The sequence below is a fragment of the Nostoc sp. DedQUE05 genome (assembly GCF_034530955.1).
In the GTDB taxonomy this organism is placed as follows: Bacteria; Cyanobacteriota; Cyanobacteriia; order Cyanobacteriales; family Nostocaceae; genus Nostoc.
Genome location: NZ_JAVRCB010000007.1, coordinates 65,107 through 76,889, shown reverse-complemented (window position 1 = coordinate 76,889; position 11,783 = coordinate 65,107). Strand labels below are relative to the sequence as shown.

Here is an 11,783-nt window from a genome sequence, read left to right as displayed (position 1 = left end):
TGCTAGGAGGAATCATGGGGCAGACACAGGAGTTAGGACAGATTATCATCCTGAATGGTGTCCCGCGATCGGGGAAGTCGAGCATTGTCGCAGTGATTCAGGAGACATTTGATGGTCTGTGGATGAATTTGGGTGTTGATAGATTTATGCAAATGACTCCCGCACGATACCTCCCTGGGATCGGTTTGCGGCCAGGGGGAGAACGCCAGGACATCGAACCCTTTGTTCCCATTCTTTACAGTGCTATGTATGAGTCTATCGCTGCCCACAGCCGTTTGGGTCTGAATGTCGTGGTTGATGTCGGACACCATGACGCCTACGCAATAAAGCGGGGTATTCTGGCTGATAGTGCCCGACGTTTGAAGGGATTGCCGGTTTTGTTCGTAGGCGTTCACTGCCCCATCGAGATCGTTATGGAACGACGACAAAACACCGGGTGGAATGTGGGAAGTACAGCTGACTCCCCAATACCACATCCGGTTCAGTTATGGCAACGTGAAGTCCACATCCCTGGCATCTATGACCTTGAAGTTGATACCTCTTTGTTAAGCCCAGGTGCGTGTGCTGAGATAATACGCCAGTACCTCGCAGATAGTCCAGCACCCTCGGCATTCCAACGACTCGCTACACACTATACTTAAGCTGTAGTTATGATGTTAACTATATTTAGTATGAATTTGTAAAGTGTGTGATTCTATCAGTTAAAAGTTAAAAGGGAAATTCAATCCCTTTTTACTAATTCTGCAAAAAGTCTACTTAACTCGACAGAATTTGCGATCGCTATCATTCTGAGGATATTGCCAAGAATAGGCAAAGTGGCTAACTCCCTTCAGTTGGGGGGCAAATTGCCGGAGTGCCTGCATTTGCACCTCTAGGGATGGACGATTACTAACAGATTTTCCCCACTGACCGGCTAAAGCTGGGATTATCTGTGTACCTGGTTTTGCCATACTCAAAACCCTTTGCACTTGCGACACGATACAACTGGCATTACCGCAATTCCCATAAGCCATAGGATGCCATTCTAATGTATTGGGGAAACGATCCCAAGGTTGTAAACGGGAATCATACCCTTGTCCAACAGTTTGGTTGCCATCAGGAAAAAACACCACTCCTGTAGAAACACCTTGCTGCTTTGCAGGGTAACTAGCGATGGTGACAAAATCTAGAATTCCTTGCATAGCGTGGGCAACGGCAAGCTGCCATAACTCCCATTGTAAAACTGGTTGTCTATCGGTTGCAGGCAGGATTGACTTTTGCGCTAGTGGGATGCGTCCTTGCCAAAGGGGTTCTCCTTCCTGGGGATAAAGCTTATCAACTTCAGCTACATCTCCACGAGTGACGAATCCCTTACTCAAAAAGCGGCGAATCAAGTCCAGCCCTTTGTAATTCTGTGCCCGTTTAAATAAAGCTTCTTGGGTTGCGGGACTAAATAGCCATAAATCTGAAACTTTAGTGGCGATAGAATCACTTCCAGCTTGGCGAGGATAACGCACGTAATCCAATAGCAAGCCATCTGGACGACGGCGCAAAACTTCTTGTACCAATTTGTAGTAGTCTCGTTTTGCTTGCAGGTTGTAGGGGTCGATAAATAGTTGAGAGCCATTATCTACCACGTATAAACTTGTTTGACCTTTGCCATTACGAGCGATCGCACTTTCTCGATCTGGGCGCTGGGCGTAAGTATAGCCGAAATTTGTGGTAAACATCCAGGCATAGACCTTCAAACCACGTTGCCGACCTTTTTTAATTGCCGTAGCGAGTATATCAATATTTTCTGCCCCTGGAGTGCGAATCACAGCAGGCCAAACTGTCGGGTTAGCTCTTGCTGGTAATAGTACCTGTCCATCGTAAAATACTTCTATATAAACTTGGTTATAGCCACCATTAACAATCCGATCCATAACCTGATCGATTATTCCTGGCTGAATATCGCACGGATACAAGCGTAACCAAAGGGCTTGAGTTTGCGGCCAAGTTCGAGAGCGACATTGCTTTAATTTCTGCGCCTGTTCTTGTATTATGCTTTGGTAGCGCGTTTGAGCATCTTGTTTGCCTTTAAGCGCTGACAAACGTAAGCTTTCTTTTTCTTGCGCCGCAGCTGATGATAACTGACAATACTCAGTTACTTGCGCCCTTGCTGGTTCGCTTCCCAAGTTGGGGAGCAAAAAACTACTAGTAAAAACAACAGCAAATAAGCGCCGCCAAAATAATATCGATCTTGCAAAGTTCAAGGGACGGTTAGACATATCTAGCAGTAGATGGACACAATAATCATCGGCCCCAACTTAGATAATTGTGGGCAATGTGTATCAAAATTTATAGTTCAGTAACAAAGATTTTGAAACCTACTTTTTCAAGACTCCTAAACACGTATTTCTGTTGCCATATTTTTTATAAGCTGTTCCACATTGAAATTACATTAAGGAACTGACAAAAAATAAATTATCCAAAATTATTTTTACATTTGTATAAGTTGTAAACATTGTACCCCTACGTTCGCAAAGCGTCCCGCAGGGATGGGATGTTTTTTAAACTGGAAGTCGCTAACTGAGCTGGCTTTCCAGCCCACTACAAAAGTTTGAGAAAATTTAGATATGTAAAATAATAAACTCTCTGACTCAGTAACTAACTTGGATGCACCTTCAGCTTCAGCTATAACTTTAATCGACTAGCCATTGACTAGGCAGAACAGTTGGCTCTGTGGCGATTGGTATAGCACCAATGCATTCACTACTAAGCTCACTGTTGATTAACCCTACCACAAACAGCGGTCTGTTATCGGGATGAATGGCTCTAGGAGCGTGGGTTTCGCCACTTGGGGAACTCCAAATTGTGCAATCAACGCTACTTCTTCCTTCCTTGTCTTTCGGAGGCTTACGCAAAATAGCTCTCAAACTCTATATTCCCCTAGCTCCACCAAAGTTCTGAGTGAAGGAAGCTGCCACTCAGAGTTCTCTGTACCTTGGAGCAGTTATTTCTCAAAAATAAGATACAGCCGAAAATTAACCATTCAATCTCTACTCACATCAATCAATACAGTTCAGAATGAGCAAGAAAACCCAGATGTAGAGACGCAATAAATCGCGTCTTGAAAGACCAATTATCTACACCAATAACCTTTAAGCCAAGCATATTGTACTATCAATACTGCTTAAGATAAAGCATTTTAACTTGGAATTGAGTTTAGGTTAAAGCTTTTTTATTTTTCCTTTCACTTTTTCTCAAAACCTACGCAGTTTTGAACCGCTATATTTAGAAGTCTTAAGTATTTTGTTAAATAGAATAAACTCTGGACACAATAAATACATAATTATTTTTTTCTGATTTAATGAAATATGACATACTGTCATACTTAATATCAATGTATATTCCCCATTTAAAAACTCTGATAAATTAGTAGTTTTTTGTTGTGAGACAAATATTAGCATTCTGCCTAAGTAGCAGCTGGAATAAAATACTTGTTTTTTCTTGCTGAATCAACCAAAAAATATTTAAAAATGCGGAATATCTTAGATTATATCCGTATATTTCTATGCTACTCAAACGCTCAATAAAATTATGAATAAATTACCGATCGCTTTGATTTTAGCAATATTTACTACTGTCAGCATCCTGCTAGGGCCAAGTAAAGCCTATGCCCAATCTTTCCAGCCAAATATCCAAAGTGTGCAAATGAAGCAGATAAAATATACTCGCAGTAGTGTTTTCTCTGAAAAAGGTAAAAAGGATTTAAACTCATTGGCAAATGCCTTGGCACAAATGCGAGCTTTGGCCTGTCAAGATTCTAAAAGTTGGTATTACCAAGGTGCAATCCATTGGACTCCAGGTTTGAGTAATTTTCCCCAGAGTAACTCACTCTGTAACAAATATACTGAAGCTGCATTCAACGATCCACAGCAGCAACAACAGGTACAAAAACTGTTAGAGGCTTGGCAACATTGCACTCATGGAAGACAAGATCAAAATTTAAACTTACCCATAGCTCAAATTGCTGGCAAGAACTTTTTACCTTGGCATCGACTTTACTTAGTTTACTTTGAAAAAATTGTTCGTAAACTCTCTAAAGATCCTCAATTTGCAATTCCATACTGGGACTACACTAGGGCAGACAAAAGAACCATGCCACCGGAATTTATCACATCTAGCTCTCTATATACAAACTTGAGAAATAGTGTCCTCAATTTTGTTGGTGGAGCGGTTGAACAAATCGAACAACAACAGATTAAGAAGGATAAAAACAAAGCATACAAGACTAATATTTTTAATCAATCGCCTCTCAATTTTAGTAATCAAATTGAGAATTCACCTCATGGTGAAATGCATGGTTACATAGGTGGTGATGTTGGTGATGCAGCCAATCCTATCTGGAATAATCAGCCTGCTCCCGCTCAAATCGGGCTAATGGGAGATGTTGGTACTGCTGGATTCGATACTATCTTTTGGATACATCATTCTAGCATCGATCGCTATTGGGAGTCTTGGCAAAAAGCACCAACAAACCCAGAACAAAAAGAAGCTAGACAAGCGAAACCGGAGGATTTGCCCCTACCATCGAATTTAGCCCCAATCTATACCTTTGCTGATGAAGATGGTAATCTAGTGAGTCACAACACTCCCCAATCAGTCATTGATGCAGTTTATAGTGTGGACTATAAATACGATCGGCTAGATCCAGATGCAAAAGTAGCACTTGTTAAAAGCGTTGTCATAAAACCAACAGAATTGAGGGCTAGACTAGCCTCACCCGTTTCTGTTCTGGCTGATGGGCAACAACTTCATCAGAGCTTAAATAAATTGACAGATGTGACTGTGCCATTATCTACTCCTCTGCAAAAAATTCCAGTATTATTAGATGCTCGGACTGCAAACGAATCCGTGGGACAGGAACTATATTTGCTGGAAGTTAAATTGTCTTTCACAGAAAAACCAATCGGCAACTATAACGTTTATGTCAATTTGCCCCGTACCAAGTCGATCTCTAGCATAATCAGCGATATAGATCGCTACTATGTTGGTTCTGTTAACTTCTTTGATGTGCATGGCGAAGATGCAAACAGTAAAACCTTTGTTTTTGATGTCACTAAAGAAGTGAATGCACAGTTATCTGAATTGAAAGAGCCTCAGACAGAAAATATAGAAATAAAGTTTGTCTCAGACAGTACTGCTCGTTCGCAGGAAATTTACATTGAGAATATTACGCTACGCAAATTAGCGTAACTAAAATCTGACTTATATAAGCAGTTTGAAAGACTTTGAGTGAATTCAAGGCGATCGCGTTTATCTCGCTTCAATTATATGAGGTATGCGATCGCTTTCATCTATTTGTCACTAAGCTATTGAATTTGCCAACAACACCATTCTGTTATCTTTGCAGTAAAATTTAATAAACAGTAAGTAACTATTGACAAAGAACTTACATTATGAATAGTTAAATTATGACCAAGCTGATTTTTACTCTGTTTTTAATCATATTTACTATTTTGAATATACTTAATTTAAATAATACACACGTACAGGTATCTCAAAATAATATTCGCCAAATTAATTGGAAAGATGAGGTTTTAGTGAATACCCAATCATCCTTTAATCTTGCAACTCAAGAGCAGCGGCAAGCAAAGTTTATTTCCTCTCAACAGGTTAAAACAAAGTTGACAGATAATCCATTGACACCAACGCAAGTAACTTTTCCTTTATCTACCCCTCTGGAAATTGATACAGCTAGGTCTGAGGAAGTTTATCTGCTGGAAATTCAAGTCGCTTATCAGGGTGAGCCAATAGGAAACTACAGCGTTTATCTTAATTTACCAAGCCTCAAAGCGATCGCTGATATCGATACTTACTATATCGGTTCAGCTAATTTCTTTGATGTACCAAGTCCAAACCAAGGTATAAAAAAGTTTAATTTTGATATTACACCTGAGTTAATTAAGCAGGTGCAAAAGCGCGTAAAACCGTCAAAAATTCCAAATTTAACATTGACTTTCATTCGCGACCAAGGTCATTCAAGCACAGAGCTTGTTATCGATCGGGTTGCACTATCAAAATTATGAGTCGCTTGAGCCTGTGTGCAGCTCTGGCTACATAAACAATATTGAAAATTTTCAACTTTGACTCAGATCAACTCAACAAAGTGGTAAAACTAATTCGTAATTCATATTTATAATCAGTGTTAGCTCTGTAGCCATTTTAATTACGAATTACGAATTACGAACTAGTAATTAAATAGTTAACCGCCACGCTTTAACGCTGTCTCTACCTGCTGCAACTCTTTTTCTAGACGATTTTTGAGTTTTTCGGGTACAGGACGATTTGGGTAAGAACTGTAATGTCCAGCCAGAGAATTGAGGGCTGTTCGTATAGTTGTAAACGAGCCAAGACCAGAAACAGAGTTAACTCGCTGGTAGCGAGCTGAAAAGTCATTAATTTTTTGACGCGCTTCTGCTTGAATTGCTGCTTTGTCTGGTGAATCTTGTGAAAGATCCAGAGCTTGTCTCATAATATTGACCACAGCTAAGGTGTCTTGACGATAATCCCCAGTCAAACTATCTGGACTGCCAGAACAACCCATTAAGCCGATAGCTACAACCAAAACCAGCGCAAGCAAACGCGACCAATAGCGCTTCATATGCATTAAGTAAAAGAATACGTAAATCAACGTCCATCCTATCTTGGATTGGTAACTTGGGGATCAATTGAGTAAAGAGTGTGGAGTGCAGGGGAGGGGAGGCAGAGGGGTAGGGGAGGCAGGGGAGGCAGGGGAGGCAGGGGAGGCAGGGGAGCAGGGGAGCAGAGGAGAAGTTGTAGTAAATCTTTCCTCTCTGCCTCTTTCCCATGCCCAATGCCCAATGCCCAATGCCCAATGCCCAATGCCCAATGCCCAATGCCCAATTCCCAATTTCTAACGACTAATAACTTTTTGATAAAGAGTATCTCGTTGTTGGTAAGGTCTTCCTAAAGAAGCGATCGCAGTTTGTAAGGTTTCCACTTCCATACACGTACCACCCAAAGCACCTGCCATTGTGGTAATATGCTCCTCCATCAATGTGCCGCCGATATCGTTGCAACCCCAAGCTAAGGATTCTGCTGCACCTGCAAGCCCCAGTTTTACCCAACTCTGCTGATGGTTGGGAATCCAATTACCTAAGTAAATCCGCGCGACGGCTCCTAGTAGCAGTGCATCACTTAAAACTGGTTGATCGCGTCCGACACGGCGACGTAAGGATTTGGGCGCTTCTTGACCAACGAAAGGCAATAAAATAAACTCTGTGATCCTAGCTGGATATCCCCGATTGATGGCGGTTTTTTGGAGCGATCGCAATTTTTCTAAATGTCCGATTTGCTGTTCGTGGGTTTCAATATGCCCAGATAACATGGTGCTAGTGGTATGCAAGCCTAATTTGTGAGCGGTGCTGACAATTTCTAGCCAAGTGGCTGTGTCAATCTTCTCTGGACACAATATCCGCCTTACTTCATCGTCTAATACTTCCGCTGCTGTTCCCGGCATTGAGCCAACACCAGCATCGCGCAAAGCAGCAATCACATGAGCATATTCCAGTCCATCAAGTCTGGCGATAAATTGCACTTCTTGGGGAGAGAAAGCGTGTAAATGTATGTGGGGAAATTCCTGTTTAATGGTTTCTACGACTTTGAGATAATAGGGCAAAGATTTACCATTTATCAGTGCTTGTGGATTTAATCCCCCCTGCATACAGATTTCTGTTGCACCCCGTTTTACTGCATCTGTCGCCTTTTCCAAAATTTGCGCCGAATTTAACCAGTATGCATCGGCATCACCATCATCTCGACGGAAAGCACAAAAACTACAGTGCTGCTCACAAATATTAGTAAAGTTAATATTACGGTTAATTATGTAGGTGACAGTATCGCCTGCTTGTGTGTGGCGGAGTGTATCGGATGTAGTACGTATTGCTGCGATCGCCTCTGGCTCTGTTTGTTGTAACAATACGACTCCCTCTTCCGGGGATAAGTCGTATCCCATCAAAGCACGTTCCAGAATTGTTTCAAACGCAATTTTTGTCAGCATTACTTTCTTAATTTCTCGGTAAATCTTAATTTTATGAGCTTGTAAATAATAAAATTCTACTTAATAAATATACTAATTTATTGAAAATCCCAAATTTGAACAGAAGTTTTACCTTGAAAGCTGTTAAAAGAGCTTATTTTATCCCATAACACTACTTTTTATAGTTGATAAAACCCATTAATAAAAAAATAGTTGTGGTTCAACCACAACTATTTTAATAGATTAATCTACATCTTTGGATTAGCAGGAATCTTTAGTACAATTTTGATATTACTAATTTGTCCTTGTTTGTGGTTTTCGTCGATGTTGTATTAACAATCCAATCGCCATACCAATGCCGACAAAGGTTGTAAAGTAAAATAAACCAATTAATCGGATGTAAATTGGTGGTGCGATCGCTTCAACTTCAACTTCCTGCGCTACCTTCACTGGTGTAAATTGACGGCTAGATCCTGTTATAGGAGTGGCTTCCACCTCGATTTTGTGGGGTGAACCATCAAAAAATTGTTCTAGCCATGTTAACTTCCCTTGTTCGTCGGGAATACCTTTATAGTCAAAGACTGTCAAATTGTGTTCTGTGGCGATCGCTTTTATCTGCAAAGCTACATCTGTTATGGGTTGTCCGGTTGTAACATCTTTCACTTGTAACGCTAAATTCGCAAGTTTTCCGACAGTTGCGTTTTTATCTCCCTCTAGATTGATTTCTAATCCCTGAGATTTTTGAGATGATGGTGCGATCGTTTCAGTACTAGTTGAGTGATGTCCGCTGCCATGAGCTTCTGCAACTTCTGCACTAATATTGATAACTAATAGGGTTACTATAGCCACTACAGTTAATGCACTTAATAAAAGGCGGACTGACTGTGGTGCAATTTCTCCTTGTTGTAGTTCTTCTTGACCGCCAATAATCCAACCACCCAACAATCCAAGTGACAGTAAAATAGCTGCAATTACAGCAAAATATTTATATTTGATGGGATTTTCGTGGACATTAATATTTAAACTTTGTTCATAAGCAGCAAAAGTGTTTGCTACTAAAGGTGACACTTTAACTAACAGTTGGTAATTACCACGGATGGGTAACATCTGCTGAATTTCTAACTTTCCATCAGGTGCATTAGCATTTATTTCCAACAATTTTGTCCCCTCAACAATGGGAAAATCTGTTGTTAACCAAGGATTACGCGGCGGTGTCAGAATTTGTAAATTAATTTTGGCATTTGTTAAAGATTTACCCGCAGCATCAACAGCTTGTAAAGTCAAATTAACAGGAGATTGTGGTTTTTCTGCTTCTGCTTCAAAGGGGAGAATACGTTCTAAAGGTGGGTTGGTAGAAAGTAGGACTCTGGACGTAGGAACTTGGGAGTTTCCCACAAAGGAATAAAGAACTGACAAAACAATGCAAACAGCGCTGATAACTCCAAAAAGTCGATATTTTTTCATACAAACTTACGGTAAATGTGAAACTTATGTAATTTCTGCAAGTTAAGCTTTCATAGCAGTGGATGAAAGTTACTCCAGATTATTACTAGGTAAAAAAATCCCAGTCAAAGAATTAGTCAGAAATCAGACATCATCTGAAATCAAGTTAAGGTGATGTAGAGATGATAAACAAAGCATCTCTACAAAACCTAAAAGTTATTTCCCAGCAAACAACTGGCGCGAAATTTGCACTATTTTAGCGTCGTAACTTTGTTATGTGATGTAGCAAAGCTTCATGCACCTAAAAATCTTGTGATTATGATAATTTAGTGACATGCAACGCCTAATGTGTGGTGACGCGCTGAGTGTGCTGTGTTATGAACCGCAGGATAGGTGGAGAATAAAACAGTCCAGATAACTAAAGAAGATAAGAGCATATAAAGCGTTACCTGAACAGGTTTGGATAAGGTAATACCTGCGGTCTTCTGCAATAGTGAAATATGAGAAAAACTAGTCATTTTTGACCTCCTAATAATAAATTTGGGTAATTCATCAATCAAAAGGCATAACGCCGCTTGATTGCAAAAAGATATACCATCAACTTTGTATTTGACAAGTGTGTATCAAATGTATTGTGTAATTCGACTTTAGTGAATACTATACTATCCTTTGACATTGATAGATCGGGATGCAGAAATCTACACATAAAGTCCATACAAATAACAAAAGAATGACACATGATTTTGAGTGACGGCATTTTCAGCGTTGCTAACACGAAGGTAACAGATAAAAATTAAAAATTAAAAGTTCTTACATTGCCAAGCATTCAAAAATCCTTGAATAAAGGTAACTTATGTTATCTCTAAACCAATTCAATACACTAAAGACTAGCAATAGTTTCTTGCTTGTGTCTATATTCAAGCTGCTATTATACTCATTGTTTATACTGTAAGTATTGCTGAAGCAATAAGCATATCAGGAATATGTATGAAATAGCTAGGTTTGTGTAAATGTTATTTATACATAACTAAGCGTATAAATACAGTTAAAACCACAAAAATATTGCGATAGTTTTTAGAGTTTGATCTAGATTTAACAACTTAACTGGCAATTTAGAAGCACTGAAAAATTATTGACAATAATTATTAATTCCTCTAATATCTAAAAGCAATTGCAAATCTTTTGCAATTCTTTTTTGGCGCTAACCGTAACGAAATGTCATGCCCAACAACTTCGCTCTAAGTAACGGAAAACCTTGGAGCCGCCGTCAATTATTGCAGCTGGGCCTAGCAGGTGCTGGAATAACTGGTGCAGCTGGACTTTGGCAAATGCTAAATCTACCAAGTAAGTCAATCGTTAAAGTGCCACCATTCGATAGGTCAGCACCAGACGATGTTACTAACCCAATGAAGATGTTGAGAGATTTTGATTATGGGACAGTGAAGCAAGAAAATGGGCGGACTATCCGAGAATTTCAGTTAACTGCTGGTTCTTCCATCATAAAACTCAATAGTGCTGTCTCTTACAACATCTGGGATTTAAACGGTCGCATACCAGGGCCAACGCTACGGGCAAAACAGGGCGATCGCATCCGGGTACTATTTCTCAACAACGCGGGACATTCTCACTCTTTACATTTTCATGGCGTTCATCCAGCAGAAATGGATGGTGTTCGCCCAATCAGCAATGGTAATGCCACAATCTACGAATTTGATGCTGAACCTTATGGCGTTCATTTATACCACTGCCATATTGAACCAGTGACCCGTCACATTGCCAAGGGACTGTACGGAATGTTTATCATCGATCCACCAACTCCTCGTCCCCCAGCTGATGAAATCGTACTAGTGATGGGTGGATATGACGTGAATGATGATAGCCATAACGATTATTACGCCTTCAACGGTCTGCCCCACTATTACATGCATAACCCGATTCGCATTTACAAAGATCAGTTGATTCGGCTGTATGTCCTCAACATCATTGAATACGATCCGGCAGTGACGTTTCATCTCCACGCCAACTTTTTTGATGTCTATCGCTACGGCATGACTATGACTGCTAGTGAGAAAGCAGATGTGATTACGATGGGTATCGCAGAAAGGCACATCTTAGAATTTGCTTTTCGTTATCCAGGTAAGTATATGTTTCATCCCCATCAGGATGCGATCGCAGAAAACGGTTGCATGGGTCAATTTGAAGTACTTGCTGATAGTAACTCTCAAAATAATGTTAAACATTCTTGACAATATTCTTAGTAATTTGTAATTAATTTATTAAAATTTTAGCAAACTAGTTGATAAAAAATCTCATT

Annotated in this window: 10 protein-coding genes; 4 read left to right on the top strand and 6 right to left on the bottom strand. The window is 40.0% G+C overall.

The window, feature by feature from the left end:
- Window positions 1-14 precede the first annotated feature (14 nt).
- A complete protein-coding gene (locus RMZ42_RS07085; RefSeq protein ID WP_322670742.1) occupies window positions 15-641 on the top strand; it encodes a chloramphenicol phosphotransferase CPT family protein in 627 nt (208 codons plus the stop codon).
- Window positions 642-752: 111 nt separating this feature from the next.
- On the opposite strand, the gene RMZ42_RS07080 is transcribed toward RMZ42_RS07085, so the two are convergent.
- A complete protein-coding gene (locus tag RMZ42_RS07080; RefSeq protein WP_322670741.1) occupies window positions 753-2,249 on the bottom strand; it encodes a family 10 glycosylhydrolase in 1,497 nt (498 codons plus the stop codon).
- Between the two features lie 414 nt (window positions 2,250-2,663).
- The gene (locus RMZ42_RS07075; RefSeq protein ID WP_322670740.1) at window positions 2,664-2,885 is read right to left on the bottom strand and encodes a hypothetical protein; all 222 of its coding nucleotides are present in this window, start codon (window positions 2,883-2,885) and stop codon (window positions 2,664-2,666) included.
- A 676-nt stretch (window positions 2,886-3,561) separates the two neighbouring features.
- Between RMZ42_RS07075 and RMZ42_RS07070 the strand changes: the two genes are divergently transcribed.
- Window positions 3,562-5,220, top strand: coding sequence for a tyrosinase family protein (locus RMZ42_RS07070; RefSeq protein ID WP_322670739.1), 1,659 nt, complete (start codon window positions 3,562-3,564; stop codon window positions 5,218-5,220).
- A 218-nt stretch (window positions 5,221-5,438) separates the two neighbouring features.
- A complete protein-coding gene (locus tag RMZ42_RS07065; protein ID WP_322670738.1) occupies window positions 5,439-6,053 on the top strand; it encodes a hypothetical protein in 615 nt (204 codons plus the stop codon).
- Between the two features lie 176 nt (window positions 6,054-6,229).
- Here the strand turns inward: RMZ42_RS07065 and psb27 are convergent, their stop codons facing one another.
- The 4 genes from psb27 to RMZ42_RS07045 all read right to left on the bottom strand — a co-directional run bounded on the left by psb27 (window position 6,230) and on the right by RMZ42_RS07045 (window position 9,987).
- Window positions 6,230-6,634: a photosystem II protein Psb27 gene (psb27, locus tag RMZ42_RS07060; protein WP_190240755.1), complete on the bottom strand. Its 405-nt coding sequence runs from the start codon at window positions 6,632-6,634 to the stop codon at window positions 6,230-6,232.
- A gap of 267 nt (window positions 6,635-6,901) precedes the next feature.
- Window positions 6,902-8,047, bottom strand: coding sequence for a 7,8-didemethyl-8-hydroxy-5-deazariboflavin synthase subunit CofH (gene cofH / locus RMZ42_RS07055; RefSeq protein WP_322670737.1), 1,146 nt, complete (start codon window positions 8,045-8,047; stop codon window positions 6,902-6,904).
- Window positions 8,048-8,320: 273 nt separating this feature from the next.
- Window positions 8,321-9,490, bottom strand: a complete 1,170-nt coding sequence (locus RMZ42_RS07050) for a hypothetical protein (protein ID WP_322670736.1) — start codon at window positions 9,488-9,490, stop codon at window positions 8,321-8,323.
- Window positions 9,491-9,795: 305 nt separating this feature from the next.
- Window positions 9,796-9,987 (bottom strand): CbtB domain-containing protein, encoded by a 192-nt coding sequence (locus tag RMZ42_RS07045; protein WP_322670735.1) that lies wholly within the window; start codon window positions 9,985-9,987, stop codon window positions 9,796-9,798.
- A gap of 702 nt (window positions 9,988-10,689) precedes the next feature.
- Here RMZ42_RS07045 and RMZ42_RS07040 point away from each other — a divergent pair.
- Window positions 10,690-11,715, top strand: coding sequence for a multicopper oxidase domain-containing protein (locus tag RMZ42_RS07040; protein WP_322670734.1), 1,026 nt, complete (start codon window positions 10,690-10,692; stop codon window positions 11,713-11,715).
- Window positions 11,716-11,783 lie beyond the last annotated feature (68 nt).

Coding starts and splice junctions, on each gene's coding strand:
- RMZ42_RS07085 (WP_322670742.1), top strand. CDS start 15: ATGGGGCAGACACAGGAGTTAGGACAGATTATCATCCTGAATGGTGTC.
- RMZ42_RS07080 (WP_322670741.1), bottom strand. CDS start 2,249: ATGTCTAACCGTCCCTTGAACTTTGCAAGATCGATATTATTTTGGCGG.
- RMZ42_RS07070 (WP_322670739.1), top strand. CDS start 3,562: ATGAATAAATTACCGATCGCTTTGATTTTAGCAATATTTACTACTGTC.
- RMZ42_RS07065 (WP_322670738.1), top strand. CDS start 5,439: ATGACCAAGCTGATTTTTACTCTGTTTTTAATCATATTTACTATTTTG.
- psb27 (WP_190240755.1), bottom strand. CDS start 6,634: ATGCATATGAAGCGCTATTGGTCGCGTTTGCTTGCGCTGGTTTTGGTT.
- cofH (WP_322670737.1), bottom strand. CDS start 8,047: ATGCTGACAAAAATTGCGTTTGAAACAATTCTGGAACGTGCTTTGATG.
- RMZ42_RS07050 (WP_322670736.1), bottom strand. CDS start 9,490: ATGAAAAAATATCGACTTTTTGGAGTTATCAGCGCTGTTTGCATTGTT.
- RMZ42_RS07045 (WP_322670735.1), bottom strand. CDS start 9,987: ATGACTAGTTTTTCTCATATTTCACTATTGCAGAAGACCGCAGGTATT.
- RMZ42_RS07040 (WP_322670734.1), top strand. CDS start 10,690: ATGCCCAACAACTTCGCTCTAAGTAACGGAAAACCTTGGAGCCGCCGT.